Source organism: Sinomonas mesophila (assembly GCF_001999765.1).
GTDB classification, from domain to species: domain Bacteria; phylum Actinomycetota; class Actinomycetes; order Actinomycetales; family Micrococcaceae; genus Sinomonas; species Sinomonas mesophila.
In genome coordinates, this window is record NZ_KV908323.1 from 217848 (window position 1) to 236397 (window position 18550).

Consider the following 18550-nt stretch of genomic DNA (forward strand, 5'->3'; position numbering starts at 1 on the left):
TCAGGTCGGAAGCCCCCCGAGCCCCTCGCGCGCGAGGTCGCCGCGACGTCTGGTCAGCCGAGCCTGCCGGTCGCCGCCCTCTCTGCGGGTTGGTAGGTGGCTGCCGTCTGGTCGAATGCGACTAGCGATTCCCGGGGCGTCTCCCAGAGCGGGTGGGGTAGCCTGCTTACCGTCGACGGAGGACGGCGGGTGGACGAGCACGCGGACAGTCTGGCCCAGGCGCGCACGGCCCATGCGGCACGCGAGTGGGCCTCCGCCGCGGCGCGCTTCGACGCCGTCCCGACCGAGCGGCTCGGCGCCGACGACCTGGCCGCCTATGCCGATGCCTTGTGGTGGCTCGGCCGCATCGAGGACAACCTTCGGCTCAGCGCCGCTGCGTGTGACGCTTTCCTGGCCGAATCCAGACCGGCCGAGGCGGCGGGCGCAGCCCTCGTGCTGGGCATCTTCCACCTGGGGCGGGGGGACGAGCCGCAGGGCACGGGGTGGATCGGCCGCGCCAGACACCTGCTGGAAGGGGTTCCGGAGAGCCCGGTGCACGGGCTGCTGCTTCTGCTGACCCGGATGGAGCCGAGCCTGCAAGCGGGGGAGCCCGCGGCCGCAGTGGAGGCAGCGCGCAGGGTGCAGGAGATCGGCCGCAGGCTCGGCCAGCCCGATCTGGTGTCGCTGGGCCTCAACGGCGAGGGCCGTGCCCTGATCAGGTCGGGCCAGGTGATCGACGGGCTGGCGCTGCTCGACGAGGCAATGGTGACCGTCCTCGGCGGCAAGCTGGCGCCGTTCCAGTCGGGCACCCTCTACTGCCACACCATCGCGGCCTGCCACGAGGTCGCTGACGTCCGCCGGATGACCCGGTGGAGCGAGCTTGCCGAGCAGTGGCTGGCAACCCTTCCCGCCGCGGTGCTGTTCGGGGGCCTTTGCGCGGTGCACCGGGCCCAGCTCCAGCTCATCCGCGGCAGGTGGGACGAGGCAGAACGCACTGCGCTGGAGGTCGTGGCGGATCTGGACGCCAACCGGATCGACTACGCCGCCGAGGCCTGGTACGTCGTGGCCGAGGCGCGGCGGCTGCGTGGCGACCCGGGCGCCGCCCGCGCCTACGACGAGGCGCACGCCCGCGGGCGCGACCCGCAGCCGGGACGGGCGCTGCTTCAGCTCCAGGGTGGCGACGCCGCGGGCGCAGCGACGTCCGTTCGCACGGCCCTGGCGGCGGTGGGCGGCGACCCGTTGCGCAGGGCGCCGCTGTGCGCCGCGGCGATCGAGATCGCCATTGCCGCGGGACGGCCGGATCAGGCGTCGTCCGCCGCCTCCGAGCTTGCCGCGACGGCAGCGGCCTATGCGACCTCCGGGCTGGAGGCGATGGCGGCCGCTGCTCGGGGCACGCTGCTCTTGGCGGGGGGCCATGCGGAGGAGGCCCTTCCGGTGCTGCGCGACGCATGCCGGCGATGGCACGAGCTCGGCGCTCCGCACGAGGTCGCCGGCCTCTGCGAGCGTCTGGCCGACGCCTATCGGGCCCTCGGCGACGAGGCGTCCGCGGCGGCGGAGGACGCGCGGGCCGCGGAGGCGTACGAACGGCTGGGCGTCCGCCGGCCGGGTTCGGAGGCGCCGGGCGGACTGAGCCGGCGCGAGTGCGAGGTGCTGGCGCTCGTCGCCGAAGGACGCTCCAACCGGGAGATCGGCGATCGGCTGTTCATCAGCGACCGGACGGTGGGCCGGCACCTGACGAACATCTACGCCAAGATCGGTGTCACCTCCCGCACCCAGGCGGCGCGCTACGCCGTCGAGCACGGGATGACCGCACCCCAGTGAGCCGGATGCGCCAGTGAGCTGGATGCAACTGCGCAGAACCGCGTAGTCCGGCCCGCGCAGGTAGGCCGAAGATGCCGATGCCGGACACCCGGTGGCGCTCCTACCGTCCTTGGTAGAGGCACCGACCCCCGGCGCAGCTACCGATCAGGAGCCGTCATCATGAACGAGAAGCGCATCCAGCGAGCCGTCTCCGCCGACGGCACCGAGATCGTCGGACGGGTCGTAGGACAGGGGCCGGCGCTGGTGATGGTCCACGGGGGGATCGGCCACGGCGACCTCGCCTGGGAGGAGCTCCTGCCGCACCTCACGGAGCGGCTCACCTGTTACCTCCCGAGCATCCGTGGCCGCGGTCTGTCGGGCGACCACCCCGACCACACCCCGCCACGTCTGGTCGAGGACATCACAGCCTTCGCGGACAGCATCGGTGAGCCGGTCTCCCTCCTGGCCTGGTCGGGCAGCGGCCCCTGGTGCCTCGGGGCCGCGCGGAGCAGTGCCGTGGTCGCCGTCGCCGCCTACGAGCCAGTCGTACCCGGCGCGGAAGGACCTGACATGCCACGGATCGGCGCCGCGTTCGAGAGGGTGGGCATGGCTGCTGCCGAAGGCCGCCTCGTCGATGCGATGCGTGCCTTCGCCGCCGGCTTCTGCACCGACGACGAGGTCAGCGCCCTGAAGCAGACGACCTTCTTCGAGCGCTGGGCCGGCGCCGTTCCGGCGATGCTCAACGACCTCGGGCAGGACAACGCCTACGAGGGCCCGCGGTCCATCGACCCGGAGTCCTTGGCCCAGATCACGGTGCCGGTCCTGATCCTGCGAGGCCAGCAGACCCGGCTCGCATCCCTGTGGGGCGAGTCGGCGCAGCACATCGCCCGCCATGTCCCCGGCGCGCACGTCCGCGAGCTGTCCGACGTCGGCCACTTCGCGCCGGTGATCGCACCCGAGGTCGTCGCCGAGGAGCTGATCTCCTTCTACGAGTCAGTCCGCCAGCCGGCCTGACTGGGCGCCTACCCCCCGCTGATGTCGATGCCCGTGATCGGCGCGCCAGCGCGCTCGTAGGCGAGCAGGACCGCGCCCTTGGGGAACGCCTGGGGCGGCTGCACGAAGCGGAACGCCGCCGGCACGCCGGTTCCGTCCGGGAACAGGCGCTTGCCCGAGCCGAAGGTGAGCGGGTACAGGAAGAGGTTCAGCCGGTCGACGAGGTCGGCCTCGAGCAGCGAGCGAGCAAGGTTGCCGCTGCCGATGACGTGGATGTCGTCGAAACGGTCTTTCACCGCGCCTACTTTCGCCACATCCGGCAATGCCGTCGTGCCCTCCCATTCAGGGTCCGTCAGGGAGCGCGAGACGACGAACTTCGGCAGGGCGTTGAACGTCACCGCGATGGGGTCGTCCGGGCCCCGGGTGGGCCAGTACCCGGCGAAGATGTCGTAGGTCTTGCGCCCGAGCAGCAGGGCATCCATGCGGTTGATCCCCGCGCCGATCGCCTCGCCGGACTCCGCATCGAAATACGCCGCCTGCCAGCCGCCGAACTCGAAGCCGCCCTCAAGGTCCTCGTTGGGCCCGCCGGGCGCCTGGTACACGCCGTCGAGGGTGATGAACAGGTCGATGGAGAGGATGCCCATGGTGTGCTCCTTCGCGTGCACCGTCAGAGTGTCAGTCACGATAGCGACGGGCGCAGGGGAGGTCGAGAGTTGGGGCGCCCGGCGTACAGTGGGGTTGTCCAGCCGACGTCGCACACCTGGCAGGCGCGCCATGAAGCTAGAGCTCTCCACCATCATCAACAGGTCACCCGCGGTCGTGTTCGACTTCTTCGCGGTGAACCACCTGACGAACCACCCGCGGTGGGACCCGCACATGGAGCTGACGAAGCTGACAGACGGGCCCATGGGGGTCGGCACACGCTTCCACCGCCGGCAGACGCGCGGGGACATGGTCATCGAGGGCACTATGGACATCGTGGAGTTCCTGCCCGGACGGGTCCTCGGTGGCGAAATCCTCGACCAGACGCCACACGGGCCACAGGAGATCCATTCGAGGGCCACCGTGGACCCGGTGGACGGGGGCCGCGCCAAGCTCACCTTCCACCTGGACCTGCCGGGGGTGGAGTCGCTGGATCCAAGCATGATCGAGGGCAGCCTCCGCCGGATCAAGGAACTCATCGAGACCGAGACGTAGACGCCGGGCCAGACTGATGCTCGAGTGTCTATGCCTCAGTCGTTGCCGTCCCCGTGCCTTGGCTCCAGGTGCAGCCCCTCCCAGGGAGTGGCGACGAGCCGGAGCGAGGCACTGTAGGGATGCGACTCGATGGGAGCCGGCGACTGCGGGCTGCTGTGGGACGGCGGCGCCAGGATCCTGAGTGCGCCAGCCACCGCCGCGAGGATTCGGTCCATGGGTCTCCTCCTTCGGAGCCTCGTCACGGCATGTGAGCCTCTGACGGGATGAGCTTGAACTAGTCGCTCGTGGAGCGGTTCAGCGGGCCGGTCGGCTTCTGGGATTCATTGTCGGCGGCGGCGGCGGCAGCGGCGGCTTCGCGCTCGCGGTACTCCACCCAACGCTGGTGTGCGAGTCGACGGGACATCATCGCTGCTCACCTCCTTCACCTGTGATCTGTGCCTGTTTTCTCTACTCACAACGCTACGTTTGCGTGCCCGGGCCCTCTATCCGGACCGCGCAGCCATCATCCGTTTCGCGCAAGCAGCATCAGGCCTGGAGGCCGCCCGTCCTCCGGCACGTTGAAGCCCCCGCCTTGACGAGGCGAGGGCCTTCGACGTCCCGCCAGGACAGCGGGGCGGAGAGAGCTACTCCGCCGTCCCCGACCCGATCACGGCGACGCCCTTGATCTCGATCAGGGCCTCATCCTGCCACAGCCGCGTGATCCCGATGCCGGCCATCGCGGGGTACTCGCGCCCGGCCATCTCGCGCCAGATCCGGCCGATCTCGCGGCCGTTGGCCATGTAGTCCTCCACGTCGGTGAGGTAGATGGTGACGTCGACGAGGTCCTCGGGCTTCCCGCCGGCCTCCTCGAGCGTGGCCAGGACGTTGGAGAACGCCTGCCGGAACTGCTCGACGATCCCGCCCGGGACGATCTTCATGTCCTTGTCCAGGGCGGTCTGCCCGCCCAGGTACACCGTGCTGCCCACCTTGATCCCGTGCGCGTAGCCGGACGGCTTCGGCAGCGACTCCGGGTTGATGGTCTCCTTGCGCGTCATGGTCGCCTCCATGGTGTCCTCCTGCTCCCTTGCGGGGTCGTCTCCAGTGTGGGGCTAGTCACGGTCTCCTGAGCCGTGCTAACTTGAGTTTAGTTGACGGTCGTTAGAAAAGCGACATACTGAAACAAGGAACACCAGAGACGCTCAGGAGAGACATGGAACTCGGCACGATCAGGACCGCGGAGGGCACCTCCGCCGCCGTTCGGCGCGACGACCGGTGGATGCCCCTCGGCGCCCCGGACCTCAGCGCGCTCCTCGCCCGGGCGGACTGGCGGACGACGGCGGAGGCCGCCCTCGCGTCCGCCGCACCGGGCGCCGGGGTCGCCGGGCACGACGCCGAGCTGGCCCTCCCGCTGCCGGCGCCCCGCAAGGTCGTCTGCTGCGGGCTCAACTACGCCGACCACATCCTCGAGATGGGCCGGGACCTCCCCGAGCACCCCACGCTCTTCGCGAAGTTCGCGGACACGCTCACGGGCCCCACGGACGAGGTCGCGGTGCCGCCCGCAGCGCAGGCCGCGCTGGACTGGGAGGCCGAGCTCGCCGTCGTCGTCGGCGCGGAGCTGCGCGGCGCGACCGAGGAGGAAGCGCGAGCCGGCATCGCCGGGTACACGCTCGCGAACGACCTCTCGGTCCGCGACTGGCAGAAGCGCACCCTCCAGTGGTTCCAGGGCAAGGCGTGGGACGCGACCACGCCCGTGGGCCCGGTCCTCGTCACGGCCGACGCGATCGACCCCGAGGACGGCATCGAGATCGTGTGCGAGGTCAACGGCGTCCGCCGCCAGACGGGCTCGACCAAGACGATCGTCTTCAGCGCCGCCGCCCTCGTCGCCTACATCTCCCAGTTCACCGTGCTGCGCCCCGGCGACGTGATCCTCACGGGCACGCCGGGCGGCGTCGGCATGGGGATGCAGCCCCCGCTCTACCTCGCCGACGGCGACACCGTCGTCGTCCAGGCCGCGGGCCTGGGCCGCCTCGAGAACACCATCCGCTTCACCCACTGATCAGCAGACACTAGAGACAAGGCAAAGGAGCCACCATGCCCGAGCAGACAGCAGAGCAGACTGCAGAGCAGATCGTGTACCGGACCGAGGGTGACAACTCCCTCTACGCGCAGCCCGACGGCCGCGTCATCCCCGTCGTGACCCGCGCCGGCCAGGAGGACACCTCGACGACGCAGTCGGGACAGTGCGTCCGCGTCTCGGGCGTCTCGATCCAGCACACCCCGGCGACCAAGATCTGGTTCGGCCAGGTCTCCAACGAGCCCGGCTACCGCTCCTTCCCGCACCACCACGGCGAGGCCGAGACCGGCGGCTACGTGCTCCGCGGCCACGGCCGGATCTACTTCGGCGAGGGCTACAAGGAGTACGTCGACATGAGCGCCGGCGACTGGGTCTTCGTCCCGCCGTTCATGCCGCACGTCGAGGCGAACATGTCCGTCACCGAGGAGCTCGTGTGGCTCACTACCCGCACCCCGGAGAACATCGTGGTGAACCTCGAGGACGTCGACGACTCCGAGCTCGAAGGGTTCCGCCGGGCATGAGCACCGCCAGCACCTCCACGAGTCTCTCCACCGCGCTCCTCGCGGCGCTCGAGCTCGCCCCCGCCGAGCCCGAGCACTTCGACCTCGCCTTCACCGCGACCACCCAGCCCTGCCCGTGGCCCAAGGCCTACGGCGGGGACATGGTGGCCCAGGCCGCGGCGGCCGCGATGCTCTCGGTCGGGGCGGACCGGGGCCTGCACTCGATGCACTCGTACTTCATGCGCCCGGTCGACATCGGCGCGCAGGTCCGCTACGAGGTCGAGCTCCTGCGCGACGGCCGCGGCTACTCGACCCGGCAGGTCCGCGGCTACCAGAACGGCAAGCCGGTCTACGCCGCGCTCGCGTCCTTCCAGGTCCCGGAGGACGGCGCCGAGCTCGCCCCCGCGGCTCCGGCCGGCCTCCCGGACCCGGAGTCGCTGCCGAGCTCGGCCGAGTACCTCGCCGACATCGAGCCGGGCACCCCGGAGGCGGGCTCGCTCACCGAGGCATCCAAGGAGTACTGGTCCTCGGGCCGGTCCTTCGACATGCGCCACGTCCCCGGCCCCGTCTACGTCCGGGTCGAGGGGGAGCGGGTGCCGCACCAGGCGGTGTGGCTGCGCTCCTTCGAGGCGCTCGACGGCGTGGCGTCCGACGGCGGGGACGCGGCCGACGGCGCCGGCTCGCCCCGCGCGGGCACCTCGGGAGGCGCTGCCCTCACCGAGGCGCAGCTGCACACCGCGGCCCTCGCCTACGCGTGCGACTACACGATCATCGAGCCCACCCTCCGCGCCCTCGGGCACGCGTGGGCGGATCCCGGCCTCGTGACGGCGAGCCTCGACCATGCGATGTGGTTCCACCGCCCCGCCCGCGTGGACGGCTGGCTCCTCTACGTCCAGGAGGCCGCCGGCACCCAGTCCGGGCGCGGGCTCGGCCTCGGCCGCTTCTTCGACACGGACGGCCGCCTCGTGGCGACCGTCGCCCAGGAGGCCCTGGTCCGGCCCGGACGCTGACGTCCCGGCTGCCAGGCCCCCCGTCCCCAGAGCCCTCCGCACTGCCCGAAAGGTGACCCCCATGGCTCTCTCACCCTCCGCCCACGCGGACACGTTCGCGCGGGACCACCTTCCCCCGGCCGACCAGTGGCCGGCCTTCGAGTTCACGCTCCCCGAGCTGCAGTACCCGGACCGGCTCAACGCGGCGTCGGCCCTCATCGACCGCGGCGTCGAGCGCTTCGGCGCCGACCGCACCGCGCTCCTGACCCCGGACGGCACCCGCTGGACCTACGGCGAGCTCCAGAAGCGCGCCAACCAGGTCGCGCAGGTCCTCACCGAGGACCTCGGGCTCGTCCCGGGCAACCGCGTCCTCCTTCGCTCGCCGAACAACCCGTGGACCGTCGCGGCGTGGCTCGGCGTCCTCAAGGCCGGCGGGGTCGTCGTGACGACGATGCACGCCCTCCGCGCGGCCGAGATCGCCCAGATCCTCGAGCGCACGTCCCCGTCGGTCGCGCTCGTCGACCACCGCTTCGCCGAGGACCTCGAGGCGGCGGTCGCCGCCCGCGGCGACCGGACCGCCGTCGTTCGCCCTGCTGTTGTTCGGTACGGCGGCGAGGACCCCCACGACCTCACCGCCCGCGCGGCGACCAAGAGCGGGACGTTCGACGCCGTCGAAACCGCGGCGGACGACGTCGCCCTCCTCGGGCCCACCTCGGGCAGCACCGGCGTGCCCAAGGTGACCATGCACTTCCACCGCGACATCCTCGCCAACGCCGACACGTTCGCCCGGCACATCCTGCAGCCCAGCGCGGACGACGTGTTCGCGTGCTCCGCCCCGTTCGCCTTCACGTTCGGGCTCGGCTCGCTCCTCGTGTTCCCGCTGCGCTTCGGCGCCTCCGCCCTCCTGACCGAGCGCACGACGCCGGTCCAGCTCGCCGAGCTCGTCGCCGAGCACGGCGTCACGGTCCTCGCGACTGCGCCCACCGCGTACCGGGCCATCATCAAGGAGGGCAAGGCGGGCCTGCTCAAGGGCGTGGCGAAGGCGATCTCCGCCGGCGAGCACCTCCCGAAGGAGACCTGGCAGCACGTCTACGAAGAGACCGGGCTCAGGCTCATCAACGGCATCGGGGCAACGGAGCTCCTGCACGTGTTCATCTCCGCCGCGGGTGACGACATCCGCCCCGGCTCCACCGGCCGCGCCGTCCCCGGCTACCGGGCCACGGTCCTGGACGCCGACGGCAACGAGGTGGCCCCCGGCGAGCTCGGGCGGCTCGCCGTCATCGGCCCGACCGGCTGCCGGTACCTCGCCGACGAGCGCCAGCTTTCCTACGTGGTCAACGGCTGGAACGTCACGGGGGACACCTTCTACCGCGACGCCGAGGGCTACTTCTACTACCAGGCGCGGGCGGACGACATGATCGTCTCCTCCGGCTACAACATCGGCGCCCCCGAGGTCGAGGCCGCGATCGACGAGCACCCGGACGTCATGGAGTCCGGCGTCGTCGGCCGGCCGGACCCCGAGCGCGGCACGGTGGTGTGCGCGTTCGTCGTCCTCCGCGACGGCGTGGAGGGCGACGACGCGAAGCGCCGCGAGATCCAGGACTTCGTCAAGTCCCGCATCGCCCCCTACAAGTACCCGCGCGACGTCCGCTTCGTCGACGCCCTGCCGCGCAACCCGAGCGGCAAGCTCCAGCACTACCGCCTGCGCGAGCAGGCCGCCGCCAACGGCACCCAGGTTTGAGAGGACATCCAGTGAAGATTGCAGTCATCGGCGGCGGCCCCGGCGGCCTCTACTTCTCCGCCCTCATGAAGCAGCTCGACCCCGCCCACGAGGTCACCGTGTGGGAGCGCAACCGCGCCGAGGACACGTTCGGCTTCGGCGTCGTGTTCTCCGACGAGACGCTCGGCGGGATCGGCAACGCGGACACCGTCGTCGCCGAGTACATGTCCGAGCGGTTCGCCCGCTGGACGGACATCGACATCACGCTCAACGGCGAGCGCCACACGGTCGGCGGCCAGGGCTTCGCGGCGATGAGCCGCAAGGAGCTCCTGCAGCTCCTGCAGCGCCGCTGCGGCGAGCTCGGCGTCGACCTCCGGTTCTCCACCATGGCGCCCGACGTCGAGGAGCTCGCCCGGGACTACGACCTCGTCCTCGCGGCCGACGGCGTGAACTCGGCCGTGCGGGCCCGGTTCCCGGAGTCGTTCGGCCCGTCCCTGGACGTGCGCCCGAACAAGTACATGTGGCTCGGGACGGACCTCGTGTTCGAGGCCTTTCAATTCTTCGTCAAGGACACCCAGTGGGGCACCATGCAGATCCACGGATACCCGTTCTCCGACGAGGGCTCGACCTTCATCGTCGAGATGCACGAGGACGTGTGGCGCGCCGCCGGGTTCGACGAGACCGAGGGCACCGTCTTCCCGCCCGGCGTCTCGGACGAGAAGGCGATCGCGAAGGTCCGGGAGATCTTCGCTGACGAGCTCGCGGGCCACGAGGTGCTCGCGAACAACTCGAAGTGGATCAACTTCACCACGGTGCGCAACGCCTCGTGGCGGCACGGCAACGTCGTCCTGCTCGGCGACGCCGCCCACACCGCGCACTTCTCGATCGGCTCCGGCACCAAGCTCGCGATGGAGGACGCGCTCGCGCTCGCGGCCTGCCTCCACGAGCACCCCTCGCTCGAGGCGTCGCTCGAGGCGTACGAGACCGAGCGGCGGCCCGTCGTCCAGTCCACCCAGCGCGCGGCCCAGGCCTCGCTCGAGTGGTTCGAGAACATCGGCATGTACACGTCCCAGGAGGCCACGCAGTTCTGCTTCAACCTCCTGACCCGCTCGCGCCGCATCACGCAGGAGAACCTGCGGCTGCGCGACCCGGAGTTCGCCGCGGGCGTGGACGCGTGGTTCGCCCGGTCCCAGGCCGCGGCGGGGAACGGCGACGGCTCGGTCCGCCCGGCCATGTTCCAGCCGTTCCGGATCGGTTCCCTCGAGCTGGCCAACCGCGTCATCGTCTCGCCGATGGACATGTACTCCTCGGTCGAGGGCATCCCGGGGGACTTCCACCTCGCGCACCTCGGTTCGAAGGCGCTCGGCGGGGCGGGGCTGGTCATGACCGAGATGATCTGCGTCTCCGAGGCCGGCCGCATCACCCCCGGCTGCGCGGGCCTCTACACGGACGGGCAGCGCGACGCGTGGGGCCGGATCGTGGACTTCGTCCACACCGCCTCGGCCGCGAAGATCGGCGCGCAGATCGGCCACTCGGGCCGCAAGGGCTCCACCAGGCTCATGTGGGAGGGCATCGACCAGCCGCTCGAGTCGGGCAACTGGCAGACCGTCGCGCCGTCGGCCCTCGCCTACGGGCCCGAGAACCAGGTCCCGGCCGAGCTGAGCCGCGCCGGCATGGACGAGATCCGCGACGAGTTCGTCGCCGCCGCCCGCCGCGCCGCCGAGGCCGGCTTCGACCTCCTCGAGGTCCACGCCGCCCACGGCTACCTGCTCTCCTCGTTCCTCTCGCCGGTCTCGAACCGCCGCACCGACGAGTACGGCGGCTCGCTCGAGAACCGCCTGCGCTTCCCGCTCGAGGTGTTCGACGCCGTCCGCGAGGCCTTCCCGGCCGAGCGCCCCGTCACGGTGCGCATCTCCGCCGTCGACTGGCTCCCGGACGGGAACACGGCCGAGGACGGCGTGGAGATCGCCAAGGCGTTCGTCGCGCACGGCGCGGCCGCCGTAGACGTCTCCTCGGGCCAGATCGCCAAGGAGGAGAAGCCCGCGTTCGGCCGCTCGTACCAGACCCCGTTCGCGGACCGCATCCGCCAGGCCCTCGAGGGCACCGGCGCGGCCGTCATCGCGGTCGGGGCCATCTCGAGCTACGACGACGTCAACTCGATCCTCCTCGCCGGCCGCGCGGACCTGTGCGCCCTGGGCCGCACGCACCTGTACGACCCGCAGTGGACCCTCCACGCCGCGGCCGAGCAGGACTACCGCGGCGCGGGCGCCGAGTGGGTGCCGCAGTTCCGCGCCGGGCGCCGCAAGCCGCCGTCGTCCCGCACGGACGCCGTCCGCCCGCGCCTGTCGCTCCTGCGCGAGCCCGACGCCGACGAGCTCCCCACCCACCTCCGCTGGACCCCGGTGGCGGACAAGCAGGCAAGAGTCCTGGAGCCCGCCACCGCCTGAACCCGCACAGAGAGTGGCCCCGACCGGCCGAGCCGGTCCGGGGCCGCCCCCTCCCACGTTGCGGGGTCACCTTCCAACGTTGCGGGGTCACCTTCCAACGTTGCGGGGTCACTCATCCACACCAGCCGCCCACCCCAGGAGGATCCGTGACCGAGGCGAGCGCCGCCGTCGTGCGCGAGGAGCTGACCCGCACGGTCGAGTGGGTCGACACCGACGCCGCGGGCCACCACCACAACTCGTTCGTGCTGCGCAGCGTCGAGGCCGCGGAGGCGCGCCTGTTCCGGCGGCTCGGCGTGCTGACCGACTACTTCGGCGCCGCGCCGCGCGTGCGCCAGGAGGTCGACTACCGCTCGAAGCTGTACTTCGGGCAGGACGCGACGACGGTGCTCGAGCTCGAGTCGCTGGGCACCTCCTCGATGGCGTTCCGCTTCGAGGTGTGGGGCGAGGCGCACGACGGCGGGCCCTCCGGCGGCGTCGAGCGTCGCCTCGCGGCGTCGGGCCGGTTCGTGACGGTGCATGTGCCGCGGGGGAGCGAGGCCTCGGCGCCCTGGCCCGACCCGATCCGGGGGGCCGTGGCGGCGGCCGCGCTGCCCTGACCGCGCCCGGACGTCCGCAAAAGTGCCCCCTGTTTCGGATTTTCCCCCCCGCTCAAGCACGGGGAAGAGTCCGAACCAGGGGGCACTCTTGGGTCGATGGGGAGAGGCCTCCTCCGCGCCGAGTCCTCCTCGACCTCGACACCCGTCTGGGCTCGAGGTGCGTACCCGGAAGGGCGAAACCCCGTCGAGATCCGTACCCGATACGGATTGCGCGGGCGGGGTTCCGGATCCCCTGGGGGAGGGCTAGCCTCGTAGGATGACCGACGGGCCGGGCGTCCCCGCGCCGGGGGCGGCGTCAGCCAGGCAGGAGCAGCAGGCGGCGGGTACGCAGCCGCCACTGAACGGCATGCGCATCTTCGTCGCGGTGCTCGCGAACACGATGATCGCGAACGTCACCACGAGCTTCCTGTGGTTCGCGCTCACGTTCTGGGTGTACCTCGAAACCCTCTCCGTGCTCGCCACGGGCATCATCGGCGGCGCGTACATGCTGCTCGTCGCGGTGTTCTCGATCTACTTCGGCACGATCGTCGACAGGCACAAGAAGCACCACGTCATGGTGCTCTCGAGTGCCCTCCCGCTCGGGGCGTTCCTCGTGGCCGGTGCCCTCTACCTCCTGCAGCCCGAGTCGGCCCTCGTGGACCTCGGCGGGCCGTGGTTCTGGGTCTTCTCCGGCATCATCCTGTTCGGCTCGGTGGTCGAGCAGCTGCGCAACATCGCCCTCTCCACGACCGTCACGCTGCTCGTGCCCGTGGAGCGGCACGCGAACGCCAACGGCATGGTCGGCACGGTGCAGGGGCTCGCCTTCATGACCACGAGCGTGTTCAGCGGCCTCTCGGTCGGACTGCTCGGCATGGGGTGGACCCTCGCGATCGCGATCGCCTTCATTTTCGTCGCGCTGGTCCACCTGACGTTCGTGCGCATCCCGGAGGAGAAGCCCGTGGCGGAGGACGGGAAGGCTCCCCCGATCGACGTGCGCGGCAGCCTCGCCGCGATCCGCGTGGTGCCCGGCCTCTTCGCCCTGATCCTGTTCACGACGCTCAACAATCTCATCGGCGGCGTCTACATGGCGCTCATGGATCCCTACGGCCTCACCCTGTTCCCCGTCGAGCTCTGGGGCCTGGTCCTGGGCGTCACGTCCACGGGCTTCCTCATCGGCGGCGCCGCGATCGCGAAGTTCGGGCTGGGCGCCAACCCCGTCCGCACGATGCTCCTCATCGCCGTCGTGATGGGCATCCTCGGGGCGTTCTTCACCGTCCGCGAGTGGTGGTGGCTCTACGCCGTCGGCATCCTGGTCTACATGGCGCTCATCCCGGCCGTGGAGGCGTCGGAGCAGACCGTCATCCAGAAGGTCGTGCCGTTCCATCGGCAGGGCCGCGTGTTCGGGTTCGCCGCGGCCTTCGAGTCCGCGGCGGCGCCCGTCACCTCGTTCCTCATCGCACCCATCGCGCAGTTCTGGATCATCCCGTACATGACGTCCGACGGCGGGCGGCTGGCCTGGGGGTGGCTGCTCGGCGAGGGCGATGCCCGCGGCATCGCCCTCGTGTTCCTCGTCAGCGGGCTCCTGCTCGTTGCGCTCGCCCTGCTGGCCTTCACCACCCGGTCGTACCGTCTCCTGTCGCAGCACTACCAGGGCACCACGGAGTCTGTGCCCGCGCCGGAGGCCTGAGGCTCGGTATCCGAGCCCGGAGTCTCAGTGTCCGGGAGTCTCAGTATCCGAAGGAGGCGCGGTCGATCCTGCGGTGATAGCGCATCCCCGCCATCCCGCCCAGGATCGCGCCGCCGAGGGTGATGATCGCCGCGACAATCAGGACGATGATGCCGCCAGTGGTCAAGGTGCCCTCATCCACGGGGATCCGGGGGAAGCTGTTCAGCGCGGACAGGATGTTGAACTGGCCTCCGGCCACCACGACCAGGAGCGCGGCAACGATCGCGATGGCGACGGCCCACAGCCACACGGCGACGCCCTGCCTGGCGCCGTCGAAGCGGGCCATCCGCCCGGCGACATAGCCTCCGCAGTAGTAGGAGACGAAGAGGATCAGCGCCACGGCCACGGCCCCGACGATGCCCACGCCCTGCGCCGCCCGCCCGGCCACTTCCCCGGGATCGGTCTGGGTGGCGATCCCGAGGCCGGCCCCGGCCGCGGTGAGCAGGGCGGTGAGGAGCACGGACATCCCCGTGGCGCTCAGCCACCCGAAGAAGGCCGCGCCGGGCTTCACGCCTCCGAGGCGCCTCGCCTGCTGGGCGGGCGTCGGCTCCCTGTCCCAGCCCGGTTCCTGCTCGCTGTAGGGTTCGCGGTATTCGGGGCTCATCGGTCCGGCCTTCCCGTGATGGCTGACTCATCGTCCGGCAGCGGTCGCTGTGCCGTTCCCCTGACGGACTACGATGTCTTTTCCCACGGGCAGGATTCTCAACCGCTGCTCAGTGCCCCTTGAACGCCTCGTGCAGCCACCAGGCTCCGCCGTCGGAGGCGACCTTCGCGTCGAGCACCAAGGGCCGCTCGGGCCGGCCATTTGTGCCCGAGGCAAGCCACGCCTCCACGACGTCGAGGTCCGCGAGGGTGCGCACCGTCGCGGCCTCGCAGCCCACGCCGCGGCCGATCGACGCGATGTCCGTCTCCGGGAACGTCACCGTGGACACGTCCGTGCCTGGATGGTCGGCGGCGAAGTGGTGCACCTCGGCCCCATACGCGGCGTCGTTGTACACGACGCACACGAGCGGCAGCTTCAGCCGCACGGCGGTCTCGAGCTCCGCGAGGCCCATGAGGAACCCGCCGTCCCCCGCGCCGAGGACCGGGAGGCGGCCCGGCTGGGCCACGGCCGCCCCGATCGCCGTCGCGAGCCCGAGCCCGATGGACTGGAAGGCCTGCGTGAAGCAGAAGCCGAACTCGTCTGGGACGTCGAGGTACTGGCTCGGGTAGCCCATGAAGTTGCCCGAGTCGACCGAGATGATCCGCTCCGCGGGCAGCAGCACGTCGAGCCGCCGCGTGAGCTCCCGCGGGTCGATCCGGTCGAGGCCGTCCGCCCCGGGGCCGGAGAGGTCCTCGGTCTCGACGTCCTGCCAGCGCGACGACGCCGCGATGCGCTCGCGGACCTCCTCGGTCCGGTAGCCGGTCCGCGGCGCGGCGCCGGAGAGCGCCTCGAGCACGGAGGCCGCCGTCGCCCCGGAGTCCCCGACGACGCCGAGCGTCACCGGACGGTGCGCGCCGAGCGCTCCATGGTCGAGGTCCACCTGCACGACGGCGGTGCCCTCGCCGATGAGGTTCCCGTGCCGCATGGTCCACATGTTCAGCGCGCAGCCGAACGCGACGATGAGGTCCGCGCCGGAGATGAGCTCCGCCGTCGTGGGCGAGGAGAACCCGCCCGAGATGCCGAGGCCGAACGGCTCGCCCGCGAAGAGGCCCTTCGCGACGGCGGACGTCGCGACGAGCGCGCCCGCGTGCTCCGCGAGGGCGAGGATCTCCTTGCGCGAGCCCCGCCCGCCGCGGCCCGCGACGAAGACCGGGCGCTTCGCCTGCGCGAGCAGCTCGGCGAACGCCCGGACGCTCTCCTCGGCCGGGCGCACCGGCGCGGGCGGCGGCACGCGCAGGGGCGAGCCGGCGGACGACGGCGCGTGGCCGGCGTCGTGCGCGGGCTGGGCCTGCACGTCGAGCGGGAGGTTCAGGACGACGGTGCGGCGGCCCTCGAGCGCAGTGCGGAAGGCGCGGACCGTGTCCGCGACGGCCGACGCGGCGGAGTGCACGCGCTCGGGCACGGCGCCGACGGAGCGCGCGAGCGCGGCCTGGTCCATCGCGAAGTTCGAGTGCACCGACGCCCCGGCCGTCTCCGCGGCGAGGACGATGAGCGGGGTCCGGGACTTCGCCGCCTCGCCGATGCCGGTGGCCGCGTTCGTGAGGCCGCAGCCCTGGTGGACCGACAGGAGGCCGACCTTCCCCGACATGCGTGCGTAGGCGTCGGCCATGGTCGCGGCGCCGCCCTCGTGGCGGGCGGCCGTATACGGGACGCCGCGCGCGACGAGCGCGTTCGTCACGGCGAAGTTGCCGGACCCGACCACGCCGAAGCAGTGCCCGGCGCCGAGCTCGGCGAGGGTCTGGGCGACGACGTCCGCGACGTTCAGGGCCGCCGTCGGCTGCGTGGACGCCGCGCTCATGCGGCACCGCCCTCGGTGATGGCGAGGACGCGGGCCGGCGAGCCCGTGCCGCCCACGATGGGCAGGGGCGCGACGACGACGAGGGCGCCGGTCGGCGGGAGCTCGCCGAGGTTCTGGAGCGAGGTGATGCCGTACTTGTCGTGCCCGAGGAGGAAGTGGTGCATCGGGAACGGCGGCTCCATGCCGCCGGCCGCGCCGGCGTCGATCCCGACCGTCTCGACGCCCACGCCCGAGAGCGGGCTGGACTCCGCGATCCACTGCGCGCAGCGGGCGGTGAAGCCGGGGGAGTGCGGGCCGTTCTCGTCGGCGTTGAGGAAGCGCTCGCGGTCCTGGGCGTAGGCGTCCCAGCCCGTGCGGACGAGGAGCCAGCCATTCGCGGGCAGCGGGCCGTGCTCCGCCTGCCACTTTTCGAGGTGCTCGACGTCCACGAGGAAGTCCGGGTCCTCGGCGACCTGCGCCGAGACGTCCAGGACGCAGGCGGGGCCGACGAGGCGGGGCGGCTCGATCTGGGAGACGTCCTTGCCGTCCTTGCCGGTGGCCCAATGGACCGGGGCGTCGAGGTGGGTGCCGATGTGCTCGCCGGTGGAGATGTTGTGGTGCTTCCAGAACGGCCCGGGCTTGTTGTAGGCCGAGACCTCCTCGAGGCTGAAGTCCACGAGGTTGGCGAACGGCTCGGGGAGCCGGAGGGTGGGCGTCTCGGAGGAGAGCCGGTTCGTCAGGTCGACGACGCGAGTGGTCCCTGCGGCGAGGGACTCGATGAGGGATGCCAGTGGCATGGGGACTCCTTCGTCCAGGCGAATCTGGCGCATAGGCCGATCTTGTGACGTTCGTCAGGAGATGTCGATAGATGGGTAGCGTATCAACACGTTCCGCGGGCTGCCTAGAGTCTCTCCGGAATTGGAAACGCTCGGGAGGGGGCCCTGCGCGAATCGGATAGCAGACCGCCGTCAGTGGATAGCCGGGGCGGTTGCGCCAGCCTCGATTAGAAGGGACCGGCGGCAACTGTGATGTCCTCAACGTTCGGAAGGGCGTGGCTGAGGCGGTGCTGGGCGGCGCGGCGTACTCGGTCAGCTTCCTCCACCGTCGAGTCGAGAGAGACTCGGACCTCGGAACCCAAGACGACTGCGAGGGGCGTGCCCCCGTCAGTGCGGGCATGGACACCATCCGCGACAAGCGCGGCCGATCCGATCCTGCGCCCGACATTGATCCGATAGACCGCCACGGCCTCGTTGCCTGCGAAGCCGATCAGACCCGCTGCGACGACCCACCAGAGGTTCTCTGGCTGATGCGGACTGAGGAGCCGCTCGACTGACTGCCACCCGGCAACGATCGCGGAGAGCGCGACGACCCCGACGATGAAGATTCCGGCGAGGTCCTCAGCCCGCCCGTAGCCGTAGGTGTAGCGCTTCGTCACGGGCCTGCGGGCGAGGATGAACGCGACCCAGAGGGGCACCGCGGTCAGGGCATCGGAGAAGTTATGGACTGTGTCCGCGAGCAGGGCCACCGAGCCGCTGACCAGGACAACGGCGAACTGCAGGACCGTCGTGGCGAGGAGGGCGAAGAGGCTGATCTTCAGCGCCCGCACGCCCTCGTGGCTGGCCTGGAGTGCGTCGTCGATCGAGTCGGCGGCGTCGTGGGTGTGCGGGACGAAGAGGAATGGGTGCGCGGCCCGTGCGTGTGCTCGACACTCATGCGCTGGCTCGCTTCGCGGAATCGGCCCGATGGTGCCGTGGGACTCCGCCCAGCGAGTGCTCCGCCTGGAAGATCGCATCAGAGACCATCTGGGAGGCGTGCTCGTTCGCCAACCGGTAGAACGCTCGATTCCCCTCCTGCCGTGCCGTCACGACGCGCGCAAGCCGCAGCTTGGCCAGATGCTGTGAGACCGCCGCCGGGGCCTTGTGTACGACCTTAGCCAAACGGTTCACCGGCAGCTTGCCGCTTTCGCGAAGTGCAAGGATGATCCGCACTCGGGTCGCATCGGCAAGCATGGAGAACACCTCGACAGCAAAGCTCCACGTACTCCGACTCGGGATCAAGCCCGCATGTCTTCTGATCTGCGTTCATGCGCAGATACGTTACGCGGGGGAGGCGACCTCCTCAAGCGGGGTCGACTTCTGCCGGTCGCAGGCC

At 71.1% G+C, this 18550-nt stretch carries 17 protein-coding genes and 2 pseudogenes; 10 read left to right on the forward strand and 9 right to left on the reverse strand.

What is annotated here, in order from left to right; translation table 11 throughout:
- The first annotated feature begins 189 nt into the window (after positions 1-189).
- Positions 190-1800 (forward strand): LuxR C-terminal-related transcriptional regulator, encoded by a 1611-nt coding sequence (locus BV907_RS19545; RefSeq protein ID WP_077488146.1) that lies wholly within the window; start codon positions 190-192, stop codon positions 1798-1800.
- A gap of 159 nt (positions 1801-1959) precedes the next feature.
- Positions 1960-2793 (forward strand): alpha/beta fold hydrolase, encoded by an 834-nt coding sequence (locus BV907_RS02930; protein WP_077488147.1) that lies wholly within the window; start codon positions 1960-1962, stop codon positions 2791-2793.
- Between the two features lie 8 nt (positions 2794-2801).
- Here the strand turns inward: BV907_RS02930 and BV907_RS02935 are convergent, their stop codons facing one another.
- Positions 2802-3416 carry a dihydrofolate reductase family protein gene (locus BV907_RS02935; protein ID WP_077488148.1) on the reverse strand — a complete coding sequence of 205 codons (615 nt, stop codon included), beginning with the start codon at positions 3414-3416 and terminating at the stop codon, positions 2802-2804.
- 130 nt (positions 3417-3546) lie between these two features.
- On the opposite strand from BV907_RS02935, the gene BV907_RS02940 reads away from it, so the two are divergent.
- Positions 3547-3969, forward strand: a complete 423-nt coding sequence (locus BV907_RS02940) for an SRPBCC family protein (protein ID WP_077488149.1) — start codon at positions 3547-3549, stop codon at positions 3967-3969.
- 35 nt (positions 3970-4004) lie between these two features.
- On the opposite strand, the gene BV907_RS02945 is transcribed toward BV907_RS02940, so the two are convergent.
- The 3 genes from BV907_RS02945 to BV907_RS02950 form a co-directional block, all read right to left on the reverse strand.
- A complete protein-coding gene (locus BV907_RS02945; RefSeq protein ID WP_077488150.1) occupies positions 4005-4184 on the reverse strand; it encodes a hypothetical protein in 180 nt (59 codons plus the stop codon).
- 59 nt (positions 4185-4243) lie between these two features.
- Entirely contained in the window at positions 4244-4372 is a 129-nt protein-coding gene (locus BV907_RS19550; protein WP_281250838.1) for a hypothetical protein, read from the reverse strand.
- Between the two features lie 220 nt (positions 4373-4592).
- The gene (locus BV907_RS02950) at positions 4593-5015 is read right to left on the reverse strand and encodes a RidA family protein (protein ID WP_245827759.1); all 423 of its coding nucleotides are present in this window, start codon (positions 5013-5015) and stop codon (positions 4593-4595) included.
- A 143-nt stretch (positions 5016-5158) separates the two neighbouring features.
- Between BV907_RS02950 and BV907_RS02955 the strand changes: the two genes are divergently transcribed.
- The 7 genes from BV907_RS02955 to BV907_RS02985 all read left to right on the forward strand — a co-directional run bounded on the left by BV907_RS02955 (position 5159) and on the right by BV907_RS02985 (position 13940).
- Entirely contained in the window at positions 5159-6004 is an 846-nt protein-coding gene (locus BV907_RS02955; protein WP_077488151.1) for a fumarylacetoacetate hydrolase family protein, read from the forward strand.
- Positions 6005-6039: 35 nt separating this feature from the next.
- Positions 6040-6543: a cupin domain-containing protein gene (locus BV907_RS02960; protein WP_077488152.1), complete on the forward strand. Its 504-nt coding sequence runs from the start codon at positions 6040-6042 to the stop codon at positions 6541-6543.
- Positions 6540-7532, forward strand: a complete 993-nt coding sequence (locus BV907_RS02965; RefSeq protein WP_077488153.1) for an acyl-CoA thioesterase — start codon at positions 6540-6542, stop codon at positions 7530-7532. The genes BV907_RS02960 and BV907_RS02965 overlap by 4 nt, the downstream gene beginning before the upstream one ends.
- Positions 7533-7593: 61 nt before the next feature.
- Positions 7594-9252: an AMP-binding protein gene (locus tag BV907_RS02970; RefSeq protein ID WP_077488154.1), complete on the forward strand. Its 1659-nt coding sequence runs from the start codon at positions 7594-7596 to the stop codon at positions 9250-9252.
- An 11-nt stretch (positions 9253-9263) separates the two neighbouring features.
- A complete protein-coding gene (locus BV907_RS02975) occupies positions 9264-11678 on the forward strand; it encodes a bifunctional salicylyl-CoA 5-hydroxylase/oxidoreductase (RefSeq protein WP_077488155.1) in 2415 nt (804 codons plus the stop codon).
- 146 nt (positions 11679-11824) lie between these two features.
- On the forward strand, positions 11825-12274 hold the full coding sequence (locus BV907_RS02980) for an acyl-CoA thioesterase (RefSeq protein WP_077488156.1): 450 nt from the start codon (positions 11825-11827) through the stop codon (positions 12272-12274).
- A gap of 346 nt (positions 12275-12620) precedes the next feature.
- Complete coding sequence (locus BV907_RS02985) at positions 12621-13940, forward strand: MFS transporter (protein WP_175637358.1); 1320 nt, start codon at positions 12621-12623, stop codon at positions 13938-13940.
- 40 nt (positions 13941-13980) lie between these two features.
- Here the strand turns inward: BV907_RS02985 and BV907_RS02990 are convergent, their stop codons facing one another.
- The 5 genes and pseudogenes from BV907_RS02990 to BV907_RS03010 all read right to left on the reverse strand — a co-directional run bounded on the left by BV907_RS02990 (position 13981) and on the right by BV907_RS03010 (position 18484).
- Positions 13981-14583, reverse strand: a complete 603-nt coding sequence (locus tag BV907_RS02990) for a hypothetical protein (RefSeq protein ID WP_139346572.1) — start codon at positions 14581-14583, stop codon at positions 13981-13983.
- A 109-nt stretch (positions 14584-14692) separates the two neighbouring features.
- Positions 14693-16420, reverse strand: a complete 1728-nt coding sequence (locus BV907_RS02995) for a thiamine pyrophosphate-binding protein (RefSeq protein ID WP_175637344.1) — start codon at positions 16418-16420, stop codon at positions 14693-14695.
- On the reverse strand, positions 16417-17196 hold the full coding sequence (locus tag BV907_RS03000) for a cyclase family protein (RefSeq protein ID WP_077488158.1): 780 nt from the start codon (positions 17194-17196) through the stop codon (positions 16417-16419). Before BV907_RS03000 ends, BV907_RS02995 begins: the two co-directional genes overlap by 4 nt.
- Positions 17197-17531: 335 nt before the next feature.
- Positions 17532-18134: pseudogene (locus BV907_RS03005) on the reverse strand (cation diffusion facilitator family transporter); the annotation flags it as partial.
- Positions 18109-18484 (reverse strand): annotated as a pseudogene (locus BV907_RS03010) (ArsR/SmtB family transcription factor). The pseudogenes BV907_RS03010 and BV907_RS03005, both read right to left, overlap by 26 nt.
- Positions 18485-18550 lie beyond the last annotated feature (66 nt).